The 20,598-nt window shown below is 41.7% G+C and carries 20 protein-coding genes; 19 read left to right on the top strand and 1 reads right to left on the bottom strand.

The genetic code is table 11. The features are described 5' to 3' along the window. Positions 1-58: 58 nt before the first annotated feature. From rpsF to DXB39_RS13260, 15 genes are all read left to right on the top strand, one after another. Positions 59-349: a 30S ribosomal protein S6 gene (rpsF, locus tag DXB39_RS13330; RefSeq protein WP_022244268.1), complete on the top strand. Its 291-nt coding sequence runs from the start codon at positions 59-61 to the stop codon at positions 347-349. Positions 350-372: 23 nt separating this feature from the next. Next, positions 373-813, top strand: a complete 441-nt coding sequence (locus DXB39_RS13325) for a single-stranded DNA-binding protein (protein WP_022244267.1) — start codon at positions 373-375, stop codon at positions 811-813. A 20-nt stretch (positions 814-833) separates the two neighbouring features. Then, the gene (gene rpsR, locus DXB39_RS13320) at positions 834-1,097 is read left to right on the top strand and encodes a 30S ribosomal protein S18 (protein ID WP_022244266.1); all 264 of its coding nucleotides are present in this window, start codon (positions 834-836) and stop codon (positions 1,095-1,097) included. A 280-nt stretch (positions 1,098-1,377) separates the two neighbouring features. Further along, positions 1,378-2,022, top strand: coding sequence for a hypothetical protein (locus DXB39_RS13315; RefSeq protein WP_117842264.1), 645 nt, complete (start codon positions 1,378-1,380; stop codon positions 2,020-2,022). Between the two features lie 327 nt (positions 2,023-2,349). Then, positions 2,350-2,598: a hypothetical protein gene (locus tag DXB39_RS13310; RefSeq protein ID WP_147343689.1), complete on the top strand. Its 249-nt coding sequence runs from the start codon at positions 2,350-2,352 to the stop codon at positions 2,596-2,598. Positions 2,599-2,767: 169 nt separating this feature from the next. Next, positions 2,768-3,715 (top strand): substrate-binding domain-containing protein, encoded by a 948-nt coding sequence (locus DXB39_RS13305; RefSeq protein WP_117842262.1) that lies wholly within the window; start codon positions 2,768-2,770, stop codon positions 3,713-3,715. Between the two features lie 29 nt (positions 3,716-3,744). Further along, positions 3,745-4,599, top strand: a complete 855-nt coding sequence (pstC, locus tag DXB39_RS13300; protein WP_117842261.1) for a phosphate ABC transporter permease subunit PstC — start codon at positions 3,745-3,747, stop codon at positions 4,597-4,599. Continuing rightward, a complete protein-coding gene (pstA, locus tag DXB39_RS13295) occupies positions 4,599-5,465 on the top strand; it encodes a phosphate ABC transporter permease PstA (RefSeq protein WP_117842260.1) in 867 nt (288 codons plus the stop codon). The genes pstC and pstA overlap by 1 nt, the downstream gene beginning before the upstream one ends. Continuing rightward, on the top strand, positions 5,462-6,220 hold the full coding sequence (pstB, locus tag DXB39_RS13290) for a phosphate ABC transporter ATP-binding protein PstB (RefSeq protein WP_117697924.1): 759 nt from the start codon (positions 5,462-5,464) through the stop codon (positions 6,218-6,220). The genes pstA and pstB overlap by 4 nt, the downstream gene beginning before the upstream one ends. Continuing rightward, positions 6,221-6,865, top strand: coding sequence for a phosphate signaling complex protein PhoU (gene phoU / locus DXB39_RS13285; RefSeq protein WP_117842259.1), 645 nt, complete (start codon positions 6,221-6,223; stop codon positions 6,863-6,865). It abuts the gene before it with no gap. Between the two features lie 180 nt (positions 6,866-7,045). Then, the gene (locus tag DXB39_RS13280) at positions 7,046-8,818 is read left to right on the top strand and encodes a Na/Pi cotransporter family protein (protein WP_117842258.1); all 1,773 of its coding nucleotides are present in this window, start codon (positions 7,046-7,048) and stop codon (positions 8,816-8,818) included. 21 nt (positions 8,819-8,839) lie between these two features. Next, positions 8,840-9,514 carry a response regulator transcription factor gene (locus DXB39_RS13275; protein WP_117842257.1) on the top strand — a complete coding sequence of 225 codons (675 nt, stop codon included), beginning with the start codon at positions 8,840-8,842 and terminating at the stop codon, positions 9,512-9,514. A gap of 8 nt (positions 9,515-9,522) precedes the next feature. Beyond that, a complete protein-coding gene (locus DXB39_RS13270) occupies positions 9,523-10,845 on the top strand; it encodes a sensor histidine kinase (RefSeq protein WP_117842256.1) in 1,323 nt (440 codons plus the stop codon). Between the two features lie 219 nt (positions 10,846-11,064). Continuing rightward, positions 11,065-11,649, top strand: coding sequence for a manganese efflux pump MntP (locus DXB39_RS13265; RefSeq protein WP_117842255.1), 585 nt, complete (start codon positions 11,065-11,067; stop codon positions 11,647-11,649). A gap of 18 nt (positions 11,650-11,667) precedes the next feature. Continuing rightward, the gene (locus DXB39_RS13260; protein ID WP_117697919.1) at positions 11,668-12,636 is read left to right on the top strand and encodes a calcium/sodium antiporter; all 969 of its coding nucleotides are present in this window, start codon (positions 11,668-11,670) and stop codon (positions 12,634-12,636) included. 110 nt (positions 12,637-12,746) lie between these two features. Here the strand turns inward: DXB39_RS13260 and DXB39_RS13255 are convergent, their stop codons facing one another. Then, positions 12,747-13,988, bottom strand: coding sequence for a hypothetical protein (locus DXB39_RS13255; protein WP_117842254.1), 1,242 nt, complete (start codon positions 13,986-13,988; stop codon positions 12,747-12,749). Between the two features lie 529 nt (positions 13,989-14,517). Here DXB39_RS13255 and DXB39_RS13250 point away from each other — a divergent pair. The 4 genes from DXB39_RS13250 to metG all read left to right on the top strand — a co-directional run bounded on the left by DXB39_RS13250 (position 14,518) and on the right by metG (position 20,485). Beyond that, positions 14,518-14,883 carry a zinc ribbon domain-containing protein gene (locus tag DXB39_RS13250; protein ID WP_117842253.1) on the top strand — a complete coding sequence of 122 codons (366 nt, stop codon included), beginning with the start codon at positions 14,518-14,520 and terminating at the stop codon, positions 14,881-14,883. Between the two features lie 126 nt (positions 14,884-15,009). Beyond that, positions 15,010-16,212 carry a BMP family ABC transporter substrate-binding protein gene (locus tag DXB39_RS13245; RefSeq protein ID WP_117842252.1) on the top strand — a complete coding sequence of 401 codons (1,203 nt, stop codon included), beginning with the start codon at positions 15,010-15,012 and terminating at the stop codon, positions 16,210-16,212. A gap of 10 nt (positions 16,213-16,222) precedes the next feature. Further along, complete coding sequence (locus tag DXB39_RS13240) at positions 16,223-17,926, top strand: methyl-accepting chemotaxis protein (protein WP_117842251.1); 1,704 nt, start codon at positions 16,223-16,225, stop codon at positions 17,924-17,926. Between the two features lie 549 nt (positions 17,927-18,475). Next, positions 18,476-20,485, top strand: a complete 2,010-nt coding sequence (gene metG / locus DXB39_RS13235) for a methionine--tRNA ligase (protein ID WP_117842250.1) — start codon at positions 18,476-18,478, stop codon at positions 20,483-20,485. Positions 20,486-20,598: the final 113 nt, after the last annotated feature.

Below are 20,598 nucleotides of genomic sequence, written 5' to 3'. Positions count from 1 at the left end.
AAATTCCTTGCTTCCCGCATAGACAGGAGGCCAGAGACCAAAAGGAGGTAAATCTAGCATGAACAAATATGAATTAGCACTTGTTGTGAATGCCAAGATCGAAGACGATGTCAGAACTGCTACAGTTGAGAGAGCAAAAGAGTATATCACTCGTGCAGGTGGAACTGTAACAGAAGTAGAAGAGTGGGGTAAGAAGAAATTAGCTTACGACATTCAGAAAATGAGCGACGGCTTCTACTATTTCATCCAGTTCGAGGCAGAATCATCTGTTCCGGCAGAAGTAGAGCAGAATGTTCGTATTATGGACAACGTACTTCGTTTCTTATGCGTTAGAAAAGACGAGGCATAAATAGAAGAGAAGGAGAAAGTGGTATGAATAAAGTAATACTTATGGGACGTTTAACAAGAGACCCGGAGGTTCGTTACTCCAGCGGAGATAACCAGATGGCAATCGCAAGATATTCACTGGCTGTAGACCGCAGAGGCAGACGTGAAGGGAATGATGGGCAGACCGCTGATTTTATCAACTGCGTAGCATTTGGAAGAGCAGGAGAGTTTGCTGAGAAATATTTCCATAAAGGAATTAAGGTACTTGTAACAGGTCGTATCCAGACCGGAAGTTACACCAACAAAGACGGTCAGAAAGTATATACCACTGATGTCATAATAGAAGAGCAGGAATTTGCTGAGAGTAAATCAGCATCCGACAATGCAGGCGGTTTTGCACCGGCTGACAGACCTTCACCAAGCAGTGCAGGCGATGGATTTATGAATATCCCTGACGGAATTGATGAGGAATTACCATTTAACTAAATCAATAGGAGGTAATAGCCATGGCTTTCAATAAGACAGACAGAGATGGTGCGCCAATGAGAAGAAGAGGCGGAATGCACAGAAGAAAGAAAGTTTGTGTTTTCTGTGGAAAAGACAACACCATCGATTATAAAGATGTAAATAAGTTAAAAAGATATATCTCTGAGAGAGGAAAAATCCTTCCAAGAAGAATTACAGGAAACTGTGCAAAACATCAGAGAGCTTTGACAGTTGCTATCAAGAGAGCACGTCATATCGCAATTATGCCTTACGTTCAGGATTAATCCTGAAACCGGCAGGTACACAACGTATACAAAAGGACGATTCGAAAGAATCGTCTTTTTTTGCTTTACAGGAAATTGCTTTCCTGTAAAGTAAAAAACGCTCCGCGAGGATGTACCTTGGCACATTCTTTGTTCCATGTAGCGAGAAAATCGCATGCTTGCATACAGATTTAAAACCAGAGAAGTAAAATCGGTTGCGAAATAGAATAAGGTATGGTATATTATTCCATGTAACTGCGTTAATGCGCTAAAGAACAATGAATGTAAGGGAGAAATTATCATGAAAACATTGAAGAAAGCATTAGTAACTGGTTTAGTTGCCGTAATGATGGTAGTAAACCTGGCTGGCTGTGGAAAATTTGATGCAGCAGCTTATGTAGAGTCCTGTCTGGATCTTTTAACAAAAGGAGAGACAGAGCAGTACATGAAAATGACCGGCCGTAGCAAAGAGCAGGCAGAATCTGATTACGAATCTAACATCGATGCTATGATGACAGAGATGGATCAGTTCAACTTATCCGATGAGTTAAGCAACAGCTATCGTCAGCTTTTTAAAGATGTATATGCAAAAGCAAAATACACCGTAAAAGATGCTGAGAAGATGGATGACAAAGACGGATATTATGTAACTGTTGAAATTGAGCAGATGACAGGTCTTTTCAACGGAATCCAGGAAGAACTTATGACAGAGTTCACAGAGTGGGCAAATTCCTTTGATGCAGATGCTTATCCAACAGAGGATGAAATGTATGAACAGATGTATCAGATGATGTATGATCTTATGAGTGCAAGAGTAGACAGCATCACATATAATGATCCACAGGAAGTTGTTGTAGAAGTGATTGGAGAAGACAACGTATACAGCATTTCTGATGGAAGCATGACAGAACTTGATGAAGCATTGTTAGATGTAGCAACAGAGTAATTAAAATCAGAAATCATTATTAATAAGAAGAAGGCAGGTAATTGCAAAAGCAGTTACCTGCCTTCTTCTTATTAATAATTTTATAAATGTTTTACTTGTTTTCTTTAAGGGCATTTGTTACAATCGACACAAAGCATATATTCTAATTTTCGAATGGCAAAAGCCAATCTAAATTTCTGGTATCAATTCAATGAATTCTATGCTTTTAAATTCTAATTACAATTAATGAACGCATAGTGCATTGGATAGGCGGAATTTCAGAATCGAAAATGAGATATGCAGTCCTGCTTTTCCGTGCATTATGGGAAAAGGAGGAAACATGAAAACTTGAAAAAGTTACATCGGATGGTAACGGCAGTTAAGCGGGATGGAGAGGTAGGTCTTGCATATATGAAGAGTTTTGAGAGAGAAGAGCGGATTCGGAAACAGGGCGAAGCAGAAGGAAAAGCAGAGGAAATCATACGTCTTGGTCGCCGATTTGAAAAATCCAAAGATGAGATAGTGGAATTATTAAAGGAAGAATTAGGCGTAAAAGAAGAAAATGCACTGGAAATTTTAGAAATGTATGATAAATAAAGAAGAACTACATTAAAATATTGAAAGCAGGCATATCATAGTTTTGATATACCTGCTTTTTTACATACAATTTACAAAACCATAGCTTTGTATTTTACGTTCCCCCGTTATGATAACAATTGTCACGAAGACGAGAAAAGAAAGAACAAATCATTTTGGAGGAAAGAAAATGAAAAAGAAATTATTATCCGTAATGCTGGTAGGAGCATTAGCAATCAGCGCATTAACAGGATGTGGAAACAAAGAAACCGCATCAGATGACAGCCAGAAGACAGGCACAACAACAGAGGCAGACCGCAGCAGTGATGCAGCAGATACATCAGATTTTGATAACAGTGAAATGATTAACGTACAGTCCAGAGAAGATGGTTCCGGAACAAGAGGAGCATTTATCGAGCTGTTTGGTATCGAAGAAAAAGATGCCGATGGAAATAAAATTGATAACACAACAGAGGAAGCAAACATCACAAACAGTACAGAAGTAATGCTTACATCTGTAGCAGGTGATGAATATGCAATCGGTTATGTATCACTTGGTTCTTTAAATGATACCGTAAAGGCATTAAAGATTGACGGAGCAGAAGCAACTGCAGAAAATATCAAAGCTGGTACATACAAAATCGCAAGACCATTTAACATCGCAACAAAAGGTGATGCAACAGGACTTGCAGCAGATTTCATCAACTACATCATGAGTGATGAAGGACAGAAAGTAATCGAAGACAATGGTTATATTTCACAGGGAAGCAACGGAGCATTTACATCGGATGGTTCTACCGGAAAAATCGTAGTAGCTGGATCTTCTTCTGTAACACCTGTAATGGAGAAATTAATTGAAGCATACAAAGCAATCAACAAAGATGCAGAAATTGAACTTCAGGAATCTGATTCTACAACAGGTATGACAGCAGCAATGGAAGGAACCTGTGATATCGGAATGGCTTCCAGAGAATTAAAGGACAGCGAAACAGAAGGCGGACTTACTGCACAGGTAATTGCAATGGATGGTATCGCAGTAGTAGTAAACAACAGTAACCCAATGGATGAGATGAGTTCAGATAATGTAAAGGATATCTTCACAGGTGCAGTAACAACCTGGGATGAAGTTGCAAAATAAATCTGCAAGTAGGATAAGGTAAGAACAGTATGAATAATTTCAAAGAAAAAGCAATGAAAATAGTATTCTTACTTACAGCCAGTTTCTCCATACTGGCTGTTGCCTTAATCTGTGTTTTCCTTTTTGCAAATGGAATACCGGCAATCAAAAAAATCGGATTGCCGGATTTTCTGCTAGGTACAAAATGGAAACCGGGAAATAATCTCTATGGAATCTTCCCGATGATTTTAGGCAGTATCTATGTAACCGCCGGAGCAATTGTGGTGGGAGTACCAATTGGAATCTTAATGGCAATCTTTATGGCGAGATTTTGCCCGAAGAAGCTTCACAGCTTCTTAAAGCCGATGATAGATCTGTTAGCAGGAATCCCGTCCATCGTATATGGATTCTTTGGCCTGGTAGTCATAGTACCATTTGTAAGAGAACATTTTAAAGGAAACGGAAACAGTATATTTACCGCATCGATTCTTCTTGGAATCATGATACTTCCAACGATTATCAGTGTATCGGAAGCTGCAATCCGTGCAGTGCCGGAGCATTATTATGAAGGTGCACTGGCACTTGGCGCAACCCATGAGCGGAGTGTTTTTAAAACCGTGGTTCCGGCAGCCAAATCAGGAATTATGGCAGCAGTTATCTTAGGAATCGGCCGTGCCATTGGTGAGACCATGGCGGTTATGATGGTAGTAGGTAACCAGGCGCGTATTCCGAACAGTATATTTAAGGGTGTACGTACCCTGACAACAAATATCGTAATTGAAATGGGTTATGCTACAGACTTACACCGTGAGGCATTGATTGCAACCGGCGTTGTACTGTTTGTATTTATCCTTATTATCAATCTGGTATTTTCAATTGTAAAAGGAAAGGCGGATAAAGAATAATGACAAAATTCAAAGATAAAATGAATTCTTATAAAAAGCATCCGGGTTCTTTTCTTTTATTACTGCTGGTAGTAGCAGCGGCAATTATAACAGTAGCAGTATTACTTTATCTGGTGGCGTACATATTGATTCACGGTGTGCCATATTTAAAACCAGGTCTTTTCGCACTGGAATATAATTCGGATAACGTATCTATGCTTCCGGCAATGATAAATACACTGGAAATGACGCTGTTTTCCCTGCTTTTTGCAGTACCGCTTGGAATCGGAGCCGCAGTTTATCTGGTGGAATATGCACCGAAGGGAAGTAAACTGGTTAAAGTAGTAAGAATTACGGCAGAGACCTTAACCGGTATCCCTTCTATTATATATGGTCTGTTTGGTATGTTATTTTTCGTAACTTATCTGCACTGGGGTTATTCCATGTTAGCCGGTGCGGCAACCCTTGCCATTATGGTATTGCCGGTTATCATGCGAACAACAGAAGAAGCATTACTCTGTGTACCGGATACCTACCGGGAAGGAAGCTTTGGATTGGGAGCCGGAAGACTTCGTACGGTATTCCGTATCGTACTCCCATCTGCGATGCCTGGAATCTTGTCCGGAATCATTCTGGCAGTAGGACGAATTGTAGGAGAGACCGCAGCACTGATTTATACTGCAGGAACGGTAGCAGACCTTGCACCGAATCTGATGGCATCCGGACGAACTTTGGCCGTTCATATGTATTCCCTTTCCAGAGAGGGATTACATACCAATGAAGCTTATGCAACCGGCGTAGTGCTTCTGGTTATTGTATTACTGATAAATGGTGTATCAACGTTGATAGCCAGGAAATTCACGAAAGGAGATGGAGAAGTAAAATGAGTGAGCAGGCAAAATTTTCTGTCAAAGGACTTGACTTATATTACGGAGATTTCCACGCATTAAAAGATGTGAATCTTGATATCAATGCAAAAGAGATAACTGCATTTATCGGACCATCCGGTTGTGGAAAGTCAACATTTTTAAAAACATTAAACAGAATGAATGATTTGGTAGAGGGCTGTAAGATTACCGGGGACGTAAGATTAGACGGTGAAAATATATACAGCGGCATGGATGTCAGCCAGCTTAGAAAGCGTGTGGGAATGGTATTCCAGAAGCCAAATCCATTTCCGATGAGTATCTATGACAACATTGCATACGGTCCGAGAACCCACGGTATCCACAACAAAGCTAAATTAAATGAAATCGTGGAGACATCCCTGCGTCAGGCAGCTATCTGGGATGAAGTAAAGGATCGCCTGAATAAGAGTGCATTGGGAATGTCCGGTGGACAGCAGCAGAGACTTTGTATTGCAAGAGCACTGGCAGTACAGCCGGAAGTAATCCTGATGGATGAGCCGACTTCTGCACTGGATCCGATTTCCACTTCCAAAATTGAGGATCTGGTAATCGAATTAAAAAAAGATTATACCATTATTATGGTAACCCACAATATGCAGCAGGCAACCCGTGTATCGGATAAAACAGTATTTTTCTTATTGGGAGAGATTATAGAGAGTGGAGATACCGAAAAATTATTCTCCGTTCCAACAGACAAACGGACAGAAGATTATATTACAGGGAGGTTCGGTTAAATGCGTAATCGTTTTGACAGACAGCTAGAACAGTTAAACAATGAATTAATCCAGATGGGAAGCATGATAGAGCATGCCATTGAAATGGCAGTTTCTGCCCTGGTAAACCAGGATACGGAAAAAGCCAAGGAAGCAATGGCATATGATGTGGAAATCGACCATCAGGAGCGTGATATTGAATCCTTATGCATGAAGCTTTTATTGCAGCAACAGCCGGTGGCAAGAGATTTGCGCCTGATTTCTGCAGCATTAAAAATGATTACCGATATGGAGCGAATCGGTGACCATGCCGGTGATATTTCCGAGATGACACTGCTGATGTCTGATGAACCGTATATCATCAGCCCGGAGGAGATTCAGGGTATGGCAAAGGAAACCACAGACATGGTTATCAAGAGCATTGATGCCTTTGTAAAACGCGATATGGAGCTGGCAAAGAAAGTAATCGCACAGGATGATGTTGTGGATGACCTTTTCATGAAAGTAAAACAGGATTTAATCCAGATGATCAATAAAAGCGCAGAAAATGGCGAGCAGGCAGCAGATATTCTTATGGTAGCCAAGTATTTTGAGCGAATCGGAGATCATGCGACCAATATTGCGGAATGGGTAATCTATTCCATTACCGGAAGCCACATTAACTAAACATTCTTAGACAAAAGTGAAAAAAATAGTACATTTTTTACACTGCTTATACATAATTCTTACAAACTGTCAAAATGTCCTTGCAAAATGCCTCTAAAGTGTATATGGTGTATATGTAAGACGAAAAATATGTAAAAAATTGAAAAGTCTATGCATATTACCATGCATAAGGAGGACAAAATGGATATTTTTGGAATACTGACACTGATTGGAGGATTGGCCCTGTTCCTGTATGGAATGGATGTTATGGGAGCTGGGCTGGAGAAAGTATCAGGAGGCAAGTTAGAACGGATACTGGAGAAATTAACTTCCAATCCGCTCAAAGGAGTGCTGTTAGGAGCCGGAGTAACTGCTGTTATTCAGTCATCTTCAGCAACTACCGTAATGGTAGTTGGTTTTGTAAACTCCGGAATTATGAAACTTTCCCAGGCAATTGGTATTATCATGGGTGCCAATATCGGTACAACGGTAACATCCTGGCTCTTAAGTCTGACCGGAATAGATAGTGGAAATGTATGGATTAATCTCTTAAAACCATCTTCTTTTACACCGGTTCTTGCGATGATAGGTATTGTTTTAATGATGACCGGAAAGAAAAGCAAGAAAGCTGATGTAGGGGAGATTTTATTAGGCTTTGCAGTATTGATGACCGGAATGGAAAGTATGAGCGGAGCAGTAAAACCGTTGGCTGATGTTCCTGAATTTACCAATATACTGACTATGTTCCATAATCCAATTTTAGGAATTCTGGTAGGAGCACTTCTGACAGCGGTGATTCAGAGCTCGTCCGCATCTGTAGGTATACTGCAGGCACTGTCTGTAACAGGAGCATTTACTTATGGCTCAGTTATTCCAATTATTTTAGGACAGAATATCGGAACCTGTGTTACAGCTATGATTTCTTCTGTTGGAGCAAACCGGAATGCAAAGCGAACTGCTTTTGTGCATCTGTATTTTAATATTATTGGTACCGTATTGTTCCTGACATTATATAGTATTTTGAATGCAGTTATTCATTTCCCGTTTGCAAATGATACAGTTGGTGTAGCAGGAATTGCACTGATTCACAGTATCTTTAATATATTTGCAACAGTAATTTTATTCCCATTTACAAAAGGACTGGAGAAGCTGGCATATCTGACACTTCCAATTACAGAAGAGGAAAAGAGCAAGACGGAAGTACAGGAGTTCCCATTATTAGACGACCGTTTTCTTGCAACACCATCCTTTGCCATTGAGCAGTGCCACAGCATGTCCATTGAGATGGCAAACCTGTCCAAGGATTCCTTCTTAGAAGCAATCGGACTTTTGGAGAATTATACACAGGAAGTAGCAGATGACATTATCGCAAAGGAAAATCTCGTAGATAAATACGAAGACAAGCTGCGTGCTTATCTGACCAAGTTAAGCAGTCAGAATCTGACCTATGCAGACAGCCAGAATGTATCTACGCTGTTACATTGTATTACAGATTTTGAACGTATTTCGGACCATGCAGCGAATATCGTAGATTCCATTATCGAGATGAAAAAGAAGGAGCTGGTTTTCTCTAAGAAAGCAGAGGAAGAAATGCATGTATTTGGAAAAGCAGTAGAAGACATTCTCTGCCGTACCATGACTGCATACACTGCCGATGATGAAGAGCTGGCTAAGACCGTAGAACCATTAGAGCAGGTTATTGATGAATTAAATAAAGCAATTAAGAAACGGCATATCAAACGTCTCCGGAAAGGAAAATGTTCTATCGAGTTAGGACTGGTGCTGGCAGATATCGTTACCAACTATGAGCGTGTATCAGACCATTGTTCCAACATTGCAGTCTGCCTGATCCAGGAACAGGATAAAGATGTAGAAGAGCATGACCTGACGGCACATATGGATGAAGAAGACAATAGAAAATTTGCAGAGCAGATAAAAGAATATACAGAAAAATACGCTTTGCCGGAAAAATAAAAAAGCCGGGAGGAAAATGCAATGGCACTTATTTATATCGTAGAAGATGATATAAACATACGGGAAATCGAACGTTATGCACTAAAAAACAGTGGATTTGAAGTAGAGGAATTTGATAACGGAAAAGATTTCTTCCAGAGAGTGTCAGAGCAGGCACCATCCCTGATGCTGTTAGATATTATGCTGCCGGGAGAGGATGGACTGGAAATTTTAAGCCGTGTCCGGAAAAATCCGGCAACAGAAAAGACTCCTGTGATTATGGTAACGGCAAAGACCACAGAGATTGATAAAGTCCGTGGACTGGATATGGGTGCAGATGATTATATCAGTAAGCCTTTTGGTGTTATGGAGCTGATTTCCAGAGTGAAAGCATTACTCCGCCGCACCGAAAAGGAAGATGATGGTGATACATTAGCCTGTGGAAGCATAGAGATTGATAATAAGCGTCACAGCGTAACCGTTCAGGGAGAAACCTGTGAGCTTACTTTTAAAGAATTTGAACTATTAAAATACCTTATGATAAACCAGGGCATTGTATTATCCCGTGACAAGCTGATGAATCAGGTCTGGGGATTTGAATACGAAGGAGAAAGCCGTACTGTAGATATGCACATAAAGACGCTCCGGCATAAGCTTGGCGATGGCGGGCAACAGATTAAAACCGTCCGTAATGTGGGCTATGTGATGGAGCCGTAGGAGCATTCATGAAGAAAAAAATAAATATACAATTTATTATGATAGCAGCGCTTGCCATTGTGGTCACAGCGCTGTCTGCTATGTTAGTGTATTATAATATTTTAAAAGAGCAGGTACTTGGAGATTTGAAAGCCTATGCCCATGTGATAGAGCTTTTGAATATAGATGACCTTGCAGTGGAAATAGAAAAAGACCCGTATAATCCCATCGATGATGACCTTCGAATCACATTGATTGGAACAGATGGGGAAGTATTATATGAAAGTCTGTTAAATAAAGACGAGATGGACAATCATAATGAACGCCCGGAAATTATTGAAGCAAGGGAAAAAGGTGAAGGCGAAGCCGTCCGTTACTCGGCCACTTCCGGAACCCATACTTTTTACTATGCGGAGCGTTTACAGAATGGAAATGTGCTTCGAATCGGAAGGGATTCCGTCAGTGTAAACCGTATTATGGTAAATACTTTAGTGATTGTACTGGTAATTGCACTTTGTATCCTCTTTGTCTGTATGGGAATTTCCCATTATCTGACGAAGAAGCTGGTAGAGCCTATCGAGAAGCTGGCAACAAATATTATGCTGGTGGATGAAAATAATGTATATGAAGAAATCCGGCCTTTTGTGAATACCATTAAGGAGCAGCACATCAATATTATCAATAATGCGCAGCTTCGCCAGGAATTTACTGCGAATGTATCCCATGAATTAAAGACACCGCTGACAGCAATTTCCGGTTATGCGGAGTTAATCGGAAACGGAATGACCGGTAAAGAGGATACCATCCGTTTCTCTAATGAGATACACTCCAATGCCAACCGGCTGTTAAGCCTGATTAATGATATTATAAAGCTTTCAGAACTGGATGAGGCAGACCACCAGATGGAAATGGAAAAAATCGACCTTTATAAACTGGCAGAGAACTGTGTGCAGATGATGCAGGTGACAGCAGAGAAGCAGGGAATCAGGCTGACGTTGCAGGGAGAAAGCACCATGATCATGGCAAACAAGGGACTGATGGATGAAGTCTTTTATAATCTTTGCAGCAATGCCATCCGCTATAATAAGCCAGGTGGAAGTGTTACAGTAACGGTAGGAACAAAGGATGAGCGTCCGTTCTTAAGTGTAGCGGATACCGGAATCGGAATTCCAAAGGAATGCCAGGAACGTGTATTTGAGCGGTTTTACCGGGTAGATAAGAGCCGTTCGAAATCCACCGGCGGAACAGGTCTTGGACTTGCCATTGTAAAGCATATTGTAGCACAACATAATGCTGCCCTCTGCTTAGACAGTGAGCTGGGTAAGGGAACCACCATAGAAATTGTATTTTAGGAAGAACAAGAATGGAAAGAATTGACATAAATTATCATTTAGCGTATATTTGAATAACAATCCGTGAGGGAGTAGTTCGCGTGAATACGTGATTTGTCAACAACCTCGGTCTGATGAAGGCCTGGCAAATCTTAATGAATGAGACTCATGTATGCAGCACAGGATAACTGCATACATGCAGTCTCATTTTAAATTATACTATCGGAGGAATTTGTGTTTATGGTAATGTTCTTTACACTCTTACTGATGGGAGTAGGTCTTTCGATGGATGCTTTTGCAGTGTCTATTTGTAAGGGACTTTCCATGCGGAAGGTAAACAAAAAGCAATGTCTTGTAATTGGCTTATTCTTCGGAGGATTCCAGGCACTGATGCCATTTATTGGCTGGGTACTGGGAAGCCAGTTTGAACAGTATATTACAAGCATTGACCACTGGATTGCATTTATCCTGTTAGGATTTATCGGTGGAAAAATGGTAGTGGAAGCAATCCGGGAAAAGGATGAAGCAGTAGAAGTCGGGAAAATGGATCCGCCACTGGATTTCAAAGAGATGTTTATTCTGGCAATCGCAACCAGCATCGATGCCCTTGCCGTTGGAATCACATTTGCATTTTTGCAGGTGCCAATCGTTGAGGCAATTTCCATCATCGGAATTACGACCTTTGTGATTTCTGTCATTGGTGTATATGTAGGAAACTTCTTTGGAAACAGATATAAGAAGAAGGCGGAATTGGCCGGCGGTATGATTCTTATCTTAATCGGAGTTAAGATTTTACTGGAACATCTTGGAATTTTGGCATTTTAAAAGAAGGAGGAATATAATATGACAACAATCTGGACATATGTATTACTGGTAGTTGGTTTTGTACTGTTAATTAAAGGAGCAGATTTCTTTGTAGAAGGAAGCTCGGGAATTGCAAAGAAATTAAAGGTGCCATCGTTGATTATCGGACTTACGATAGTGGCAATGGGAACGTCCCTGCCGGAATGTGCCGTCAGTGTGGCAGCATCTATTTCCGGAAACAATGCCCTGGCAGTCAGTAATGTAGTTGGCTCAAATATCTTTAACCTGATGGTGGTTTGTGGCTTTTGTGCCGTAATTACACCACTTGCAGTAGGAAAAAAGACCTTAAAGCAGGAATTTCCATTTTCTGTGCTTATGGCAGCCCTGCTTTTAGTGCTGGGTTACATTGGAATGAGCGTTGGCAGAATAGATGGTGTGATTTTATTGATTTTCTTTGCTCTCTTCATGTTCTGGATGGTGCGTTCTGCATTAAAGGCAAGAACAGCAGGAATTACAACAGATGCTTCCGAGGAAGCAGATGAGATTGAACGCGCAAAGCCAATCCCGGTATGGCTCTGTCTTGTATACATTGTGGGTGGAGCAGCAGCCATTGCATTTGGTGGCGACATGGTAGTAGACAGTGCGTCTGCTATTGCAGCAGCATTTGGTTTGAGCCAGAATTTAATCGGGCTTACGATAGTAGCAATGGGAACGTCATTACCGGAGCTGGTAACCTCTATTGTGGCAGCCCGTAAAAATGAAGTAGATATGGCTCTTGGAAATGTCATTGGTTCTAATATTTTCAATATCCTTTTTGTTCTTGGTATTGCCGCAGCCATAAGTCCGGTCGCCTTTATCATGGAAAATGTGATTGATATTGTAATCTTAATTGCAATGAGCATAATGGTACTGCTGTTTGCCTGGAGCAGGCAGAAAATAAACCGCATTGAAGGAGCAATTATGCTGCTTTCCTATGCGGGATATATGGTCTATATCTGTATGAGATAATATATTTGATAAGAAATAAGAAGCCCGTTTTTGTGGGCTTCTTATTGTGTTATGCGCGCAGCAAAAATATCTGTAAGAAGCTGCCGGTGGCAGATTCTGCAGGATGCTGACTAATTTTCCGATTCTTCTAACTGGGAAAGTACATTGTTAAGCTGGAAGGTGGAGCTGTCTATCAGGTCCGGAATGGAACCTAAGTATTCCAGATGAAAGCCGGCATAGCGGAAGAAATAGGTTGTTCTTAATCCATCATCCGGGATGGCAAGCTCGATATATTCATCTGTTGTATCAAGGTCAATGAGATAATATTCATTTGTTATATCGGAGGCAGCACTGCGGGACAGTGTAAAGTCGCCATTATAAAGCATTTCAGAATAATCGGTTCCATCTACCGTCAGGGTAGAAGAAAGCATTCCCGTTTCTTCGTTGTAAGTAGTGTCGTAGTAGATGGCATCCATTTCTCCGTTTCCATCCATATCTGCAGATACGGCAGAGCCCATAAGAGCATTTAACTGGAAATTGCCCGTGTAATGATATTCCGGTCTAAGTGCATTGAGCTGCTGGTAAGGTACAGAAAATAACAGTGTCTCGGAATAGGATGGAGTAATAACACCGTCATTTGCAATAAAAGTAATTCCTGCTTTGGTAAAATACCAGTTGCCATCCATCAGTACATGTTCCAAAAGGTTCGCAGATACATCGGAGCCGTCATGTTTGGCAAGCTGACTGACTTTGCCGTAGTTCGGTAACAAAAGCTGCTGGTTAATAAAGGAAAGTGCACTGTTTATCAGGGCATTGGAATCTGTAGCAATATCAGAAAGAGAAAGTGTTTTGCCATTTTCCAGATCATAATTAAACCCACCATAAGCAGCACTGTGGGTCTCCTCACTGGTAAATTCTTTTCTGGTACTCTCAAAAGAGATAATCCGGCTGTCCTGTCTGGTACAGGAAAAATCCTCATCTAAGTGATAGGCGGAAAAGGAATCCGGTGACTCAGCAAAAGAAATTCTTGCGGAAAGCAGACTTTCTAATCGGGCATCCTGGAAAGCATCCAGTTCTTCGTTTAAAGATTGTGTAATGGTTTTGGAAATCTTCGGATGACCGTCTATGGTCACCGTTGGTTTCTGATAGGAGGTATATAATAAAACAGTAGATAAATCATTGGCATGATAAGTCTCTGTTTTGGAATTAAATGTTATTGTTACCGGGTCATTCCGGGACTGTTCTGTTGATTCTTCTGTAGCGTCCGGCTGTTCACTGCCGGAATCCGTCTGTACAGAAGACTGTTTCTTCCCACCACATCCGCAAAAGACCAGGGTGGCAATACAAATCAGGACAATAAATCTTTGCTTCATAGATATCTCCTTGTGGTTCGCATTCGTACCTAGAGTATAGCACATTTTATCTGGAAAAATCTTTAAAAAAGAATGAAGTTTTCCGGGGAAAGCGTTAGGGGGTGAAAGAAGCGTAATGTCCGTGCTGTTCAGTGAGTCCGAATGCGACATAAGGGCGGCAAGGGGCACTAAGAATTTCGAAGGGATATGAGATTGACTGGCAACCGGCGTAAATTCACATCCATGTTCATCTGCGCCTCACCGGCACGTCCCTGTGCCGGCGTTGCCTGGCACTATCCGAAATTCCAAGTGCCCCTAGCTGCTCTTATCATGCATCCGCACTTTGCTGAACAACACGGACATTTGGCATTCCAAGTGCCCCTTGCTGCCCTTTTATCGCGTCCGGACCCGGTAAACGGTGCAGACATCCGTTTGACCAAAACTTTATTCTTTTTTAAGATTCGCCCAATTGAAAAGCAATATTAAGAGGTATATAATCAGGTAAAGTGCGGACGCACAGGGGAATATAGTAAGAAAAGGAGGATACACAATGGATTTTCTTGACCGCATGGGAGAGAAACTGGTAACTGCAGGAAAGGATGTCACACAGAAGGCAAAGGATTTATCCGGAACTGCAAAGTTAAACTTTGACATCAAGGCAAAAGAGGATTTTATTGAAAAGCAGTATGCACAGATTGGAAAGCTTTATTATGAAGACCACAAGGAAGAAGCAGATGGTGCATATGGACAGCAGATGCAGGCAATTGCAGAGGCATTTGCAGCAATTGACCATATGAAAGAGGAAGTATTAAAGATTAAAGGAGCGCGTCAGTGCCCGCAGTGTGGCGCAACTGTGCCGGAGGACACAGAGTTCTGTGGAAAATGTGGAGCAAAACTGAATATCTTTGAAGATTAGTGGACAACCTACCTATTTGTTTTGAGAAAATCATACCAATGGGTAGGTTGTTTTATGAAAAAACATAAGATATAATAAATGGTATACCAATAGGGAAGAGAAAGGTATAGGGAGGTGCAGCAATTTATGAAGAAACGAATGATAAAACTGACCGGTGCTTTATTACTGGTAGCCAGCTTGGTTTTTTCCGGGTGCGGGAAAAGCACGCAGTTAGACGATTATGCTACCAATGAAGGCAGTGACAGCGTAGAAGAAGGCACGGAAGCAGTGGCGGATAACACATCGGGTGATACCGGGGGGATACCGAAGGATGAGATTAAGGTAGGTGTCATTCATCTATCCGATCCGGCAGAGGGAAGTGGTTATACATATACCCATGATCTTGGTATTCAGGGAATGCAGCAGAACTTAAATCTTTCCGATGACCAGATTGTGCGTAAAATTAATATTTCGGATACTGATGCAGATGCAACCAGAGCAGCAATACAGGAATGCATTGACGAAGGCTGTAATATTATTTTCGCCACAAGCTGGGGGTATATGGAGACCACCGCAGAGATGGCAGAAGAATATCCGGATATTTATTTTTCCCATGGAACCGGATATATGAGCAACGGAAAGAACTTTAATAATTATTTTGGAAGAATTTATCAGGCACGCTATTTAAGCGGAATTGTAGCAGGCATGAATACGAAGTCAAATAAAATCGGCTATGTAGCGGCAATGGATTCTTCAAATTCAGAGGTAACTGGTGGAATAGATGCATTTGCACTGGGAATATATTCTGTAAACCAGGACGCGAAAGTCTATGTAAAAGTTACAAACAGCTGGTTTGACCCTGACGGAGAGAAGGCGGCAGCAGAGACGCTTCTTAACATGGGCTGTGATGTCATTGCACAGCATTGTGATACAGAATATCCGCAGACATTGGCACAGGAAAAAGGTGTTTATAGTATCGGTTATAATTCTGATATGAGTAAAAATGCACCGGAGGCTTGTCTTTGCAGTGTTATCTGGAACTGGAGTGCCTATTATACATCAGCAGTGCAGAGTGTTATCGACGGAACATGGGATGGCAGCAATTATTATGGTGGAATGAATGAGAACCTGGTAGGACTTACGTCGCTTGCTGATTTCTGTGCAGATGGAACTGAGGAGAAAGTTGAGGAGGCAAAGGCAGCAATTCTTTCCGGGGAAAATGGCGTGTTTGATGGTGTAATTGAGACCAATGCCGGAGAAACCGTAGGAAAAGAAGGAAAAACATTAGATGATGCGACAATTACCGGAGGAATAGACTGGTATTTTAAGACGGTTGAAGTGGTAGAGTAGGGGGAAGCAAATGAATCTAAAGAAAAAAATTCTGGCAATTACAATTGGACCGGTATTGATATTAGGAATTATCACCATACTATTTACCGTAACCATGGTAAAGAATTCTATGATGGATGAGATAAAGGATGCATTAAAGGGAACCGCTGCCGCAACGTTGGCAGCATATGACCAGAATACCGGAGATTATCTTGAGACCAGCAATGGGGACATCTGGAAGGGAAGTTACAATATTTCCAAATCAGAGAATCTGGTAGACCGGATTAAAGATAATACCGGAATGGATGTAACTTTTTTCTATGGAGATAAACGAATCATGACTTCAGCAACGGATGAGAATGGAAATCGTATCTTAAAATCCAAAGCAGGAGATGTCATTGTAGAAAAAGTATTAAATGGTGGAGAAGAATATTTCAGTGAAGCAGTATCTATAGAAGGAACTTTAAATTATGGTTATTTTATGCCGGTATATCAGAATGGCTCCGATACAGATATTGTGGGAATGGTATTCGTAGGAACCAATAAGCAGGATAAAGATGCTGTTGTAATGCGGCTTTTAGGATCGATTGTGGCAGCGGTGGTGGCAATTATGCTGGTCTGCCTGCTTGTCAGCACGAAGCTGGCAAGCACTATCAGCAGGAATATCAGAACCAGTATTAAAACGGTGGAGAAGATTGCAGCAGGCGATTTGAATGTACAGGTGAATAATAAGCTGCTTAAGAGTAAGGATGAAATCGGAGACCTTTCCAGAGTTACGATTACCCTGCGTGATGCGATGCAGCGGACAACACTTGAAATCAATCAGAATGTGCAGAAGTTGTTAGAGGCATCTTCTCTGCTTGGAACAGCGGCCGATAATACCAATGGAACCATGAATAAGGTGCGCACAGCCGTAAACCGTATTGTAGAAAATTCTACGGAGCAGGCAGAGAATTCAAAGAGTACCTCAGAACATATGCGGCTGATGGGAGATAATATAACAGAGACTTCTGCTGAGGTGGAGGCATTAAACAGCAATGCGGCATTTATGCATGAATCCAGTGAAAAAGCAGCGGAGACACTGGCAAATCTTCAGCGCATCAATGGCGAAGTAGAGCAGATTATCGGAGAAGTACAGGAGCAGACCAACCGTACCAACGATTCTGTCCAGCAGATTTACAAAGCAACCGCATTTATCGCATCGATTGCAGAAGAGACAGATTTACTTAGTCTGAATGCATCCATAGAGGCAGCCAGAGCAGGAGAGAACGGAAAAGGATTTGCCGTAGTTGCAGAACAGATTAAGAAATTATCTGAGCAGTCCAACCAGTCCAGCAACGAAATTGAAGAGACTGCCATGATGTTAAGTGAGGATTCCCAGAAGGCTGTAGAGATTATGCAGAAGATGCAGGAAATCATTATGAGCCAGAGTGAAAGCATGCAGGATACCCAGAAGGTAGTGGAAGAGGTTGTGGCACAGATAGCCAATTCCATGCAGAGCATCCAGCAGATTAAAGAGACCACAGAGCATCTTGCGAATGTGAGAAATGAAGTTCTGCAGGCAGTTGAGACTCTTTCTAATATAGCGCAGGACAGCGTATCCGGAACGAAAAAGACTTACGAAGATACGGAAGAGGTTGTAGATACCTTTAAGCAGGTATACATGAGTGCGGAGCAGCTTCGTGAGATTGCTGACCAGCTGGCAGGAAGCGTACAGTATTTCCATGTGGAATAAGTTCCCAAAGGTTGACTTTTCAAATAAATTGTGTTAGTTTTACACCTAGATGATAAACGCAAGGAAGAAGAGAGTACATTTATCGGAATTGTACAGAGAGTTCCAATAAACCGCAAGGTTTAGCTGAGATGGAATCAAGGGCGATAGATGGAAGATGGCTTTGGAGTGGCGGGGCTGAATCTTAAGAGACAAAGCTTCGACAGGACCGCCTGTTATAGCGGGAAGTATTGCAGGATACTTCATGAGGCACATATTGTAAGGTATGTGTAAAATAGAAGTGGTAACACGGATAACACCCGTCTTCTTTCATTAGAAGACGGGATTTTTTTCGCGAGTAGCGATGAAAATGCCGTGCTTGCACGAGCATTTGAGGAGCACCGCGAAAACCTGTGAAACGAAGTTTCTCAGGTCGCGAGTAGCGAAGCAGCTCGCAGGAACGCTTGAGAAATACCGCGAAAACCTGTGAAACGAAGTTTCTCAGGTCGCGAGTAGCGAAGCGGCTCGCAGGAACGCTTGAGGAGCACCAAAAGTATAAAAAGGAGAATGAAGATGAGCAGCAAAGGAAAGTTTTACATGACCACCGCGATTGCCTACACATCAGGTAAACCGCACATTGGAAACACTTATGAGATTGTACTGGCAGACGCAATCGCAAGATACAAGAGACTGGAAGGCTATGATGTATATTTCCAGACCGGTACCGATGAACATGGACAGAAGATTGAATTAAAGGCAGAGGAAAAAGGAATTACACCGAAGCAGTTCGTAGACGAAGTTGCCGGAGAAGTAAAGAGAATCTGGGATTTGATGAATACTTCTTATGATAATTTCGTGCGTACTACCGATGAAGACCATGAGACACAGGTTAAGAAGATTTTTAAGAAACTTTATGATAAAGGTGATATTTATAAGGGTTCCTATGAGGGACTTTATTGTACTCCATGTGAGTCTTTCTGGACAGAATCCCAGCTGGTAGATGGAAAATGTCCGGACTGTGGACGTGAAGTACAGCCGGCAAAAGAAGAAGCATATTTCTTTAAAATGAGCAAATATGCGGACCGGTTAATCGAATATATCAATGAGCATCCGGAGTTTATCCAGCCGGTATCCCGTAAGAATGAGATGATGAACAACTTTTTACTTCCGGGACTTCAGGATTTATGTGTATCCAGAACCTCATTTTCCTGGGGAATTCCGGTAGACTTTGATCCAAAGCATGTAGTATATGTATGGCTGGATGCACTGACCAACTACATTACCAAGATTGGCTATGATGCAGATGGCAATTCTTCCGATTTATTCAAGAAGAACTGGCCGGCAGATTTACACTTAATAGGAAAAGATATCATCCGTTTCCATACCATTTACTGGCCGATTTTCTTAATGGCATTAGACCTGCCACTGCCAAAGCAGGTATTTGGACATCCATGGCTCTTACAGGGTGGCGAGAAAATGAGCAAATCCAAGGGAAATGTAATCTATGCTGATGATATGGTAGACCTCTTTGGTGTAGATGCAACCCGTTATTTCGTATTGCATGAGATGCCATTTGAAAATGATGGAATCATTACCTGGGAGCTGGTTGTAGAGCGTTTCAATTCCGACCTTGCCAACATCCTTGGAAACCTGGTAAGCCGTACCATTTCCATGAGCAATAAATATTTTGACGGTGTCGTAAAGAGCACCGGAGTCACAGAAGAAGTAGATAATGACTTGAAGGCAGTCGTAACCGGCGCAAGAGATAAGATTGCAGATAAGATGTCCGGACTTCGTGTGGCAGATGCTATTACAGAAGTATTTAATGTATTCCGCCGCTGCAACAAATATATTGATGAAACAGCACCTTGGGTACTGGCAAAGGATGAAGCAAAGAAAGACCGCTTAAGCGAAGTGCTTTACAATCTGACCGAGTCCATTGCTATCGGCGCAAGCCTTTTAGCAAGCTTTCTGCCGGAGACCGCAGAGAAAATCGCAGCGCAGCTTAATACAGGACTGCGTGGATTTGATGAGCTGAATCAGTTTGGACTTTATCCAAATGACAATAAAGTAACGGAGAAACCGGAGATTCTTTTTGCAAGATTAGACCCGAAGGAAGTAATGCCGAAGGTAGAAGCTATCCGCGCCGCACAGAAGGCGGAATTTGAGGCTGAGCAGAAAGCATTGGGCAAAGATGTACCGGTAGAAGGTGCAGGAAGTGATGAAAATGCAAAAGTAATCGACATCGAGCCAAAAGAAGAGATTACCTATGATGATTTTATGAAAATGCAGTTCCAGGTTGGGGAAATCATCGAGTGTAAGGCAGTAGAGAAATCCAAGAAATTACTGTGTTCACAGGTAAGAATCGGAAGCCAGGTAAAACAGATTGTATCCGGTATCCGCAAACAGTACACACCGGAAGAAATGGTCGGCAAGAAAGTTATGGTATTAGTAAACTTAAAACCGGCAAAACTTGCAGGTGTATTATCTGAAGGAATGTTACTTTGCGCAGAGGATGAAAATGGAGAATTAGCACTTCTGACACCGGAAAAGGATATGCCGGCAGGAGCAGAAATCTGCTAATTATAAGATTTTCCGATTAGCTATATAAAGAACCCCCGGAAGAACCATTGCAAATTGATATGTACCCTCTTTACTGGACAACCAGTAAGGAGGGTGTTTTTATGCGTTATAGT

This window comes from Roseburia sp. OM03-7AC (genome assembly GCF_003462625.1).
Lineage (GTDB): Bacteria > Bacillota > Clostridia > Lachnospirales > Lachnospiraceae > Roseburia_C > Roseburia_C amylophila.
Note: the sequence above shows the minus strand (reverse complement) of the source record. Positions and strands in the feature narration are given on the sequence as shown.

What these genes read in the sequence shown, in the direction of transcription:
- rpsF (WP_022244268.1), top strand. Translation starts at nt 59, where the DNA reads ATGAACAAATATGAATTAGCACTTGTTGTGAATGCCAAGATCGAAGAC.
- DXB39_RS13325 (WP_022244267.1), top strand. Translation starts at nt 373, where the DNA reads ATGAATAAAGTAATACTTATGGGACGTTTAACAAGAGACCCGGAGGTT.
- rpsR (WP_022244266.1), top strand. Translation starts at nt 834, where the DNA reads ATGGCTTTCAATAAGACAGACAGAGATGGTGCGCCAATGAGAAGAAGA.
- DXB39_RS13315 (WP_117842264.1), top strand. Translation starts at nt 1,378, where the DNA reads ATGAAAACATTGAAGAAAGCATTAGTAACTGGTTTAGTTGCCGTAATG.
- DXB39_RS13305 (WP_117842262.1), top strand. Translation starts at nt 2,768, where the DNA reads ATGAAAAAGAAATTATTATCCGTAATGCTGGTAGGAGCATTAGCAATC.
- pstC (WP_117842261.1), top strand. Translation starts at nt 3,745, where the DNA reads ATGAATAATTTCAAAGAAAAAGCAATGAAAATAGTATTCTTACTTACA.
- pstA (WP_117842260.1), top strand. Translation starts at nt 4,599, where the DNA reads ATGACAAAATTCAAAGATAAAATGAATTCTTATAAAAAGCATCCGGGT.
- pstB (WP_117697924.1), top strand. Translation starts at nt 5,462, where the DNA reads ATGAGTGAGCAGGCAAAATTTTCTGTCAAAGGACTTGACTTATATTAC.
- phoU (WP_117842259.1), top strand. Translation starts at nt 6,221, where the DNA reads ATGCGTAATCGTTTTGACAGACAGCTAGAACAGTTAAACAATGAATTA.
- DXB39_RS13280 (WP_117842258.1), top strand. Translation starts at nt 7,046, where the DNA reads ATGGATATTTTTGGAATACTGACACTGATTGGAGGATTGGCCCTGTTC.
- DXB39_RS13275 (WP_117842257.1), top strand. Translation starts at nt 8,840, where the DNA reads ATGGCACTTATTTATATCGTAGAAGATGATATAAACATACGGGAAATC.
- DXB39_RS13270 (WP_117842256.1), top strand. Translation starts at nt 9,523, where the DNA reads ATGAAGAAAAAAATAAATATACAATTTATTATGATAGCAGCGCTTGCC.
- DXB39_RS13265 (WP_117842255.1), top strand. Translation starts at nt 11,065, where the DNA reads ATGGTAATGTTCTTTACACTCTTACTGATGGGAGTAGGTCTTTCGATG.
- DXB39_RS13260 (WP_117697919.1), top strand. Translation starts at nt 11,668, where the DNA reads ATGACAACAATCTGGACATATGTATTACTGGTAGTTGGTTTTGTACTG.
- DXB39_RS13255 (WP_117842254.1), bottom strand. Translation starts at nt 13,988, where the DNA reads ATGAAGCAAAGATTTATTGTCCTGATTTGTATTGCCACCCTGGTCTTT.
- DXB39_RS13250 (WP_117842253.1), top strand. Translation starts at nt 14,518, where the DNA reads ATGGATTTTCTTGACCGCATGGGAGAGAAACTGGTAACTGCAGGAAAG.
- DXB39_RS13245 (WP_117842252.1), top strand. Translation starts at nt 15,010, where the DNA reads ATGAAGAAACGAATGATAAAACTGACCGGTGCTTTATTACTGGTAGCC.
- DXB39_RS13240 (WP_117842251.1), top strand. Translation starts at nt 16,223, where the DNA reads ATGAATCTAAAGAAAAAAATTCTGGCAATTACAATTGGACCGGTATTG.
- metG (WP_117842250.1), top strand. Translation starts at nt 18,476, where the DNA reads ATGAGCAGCAAAGGAAAGTTTTACATGACCACCGCGATTGCCTACACA.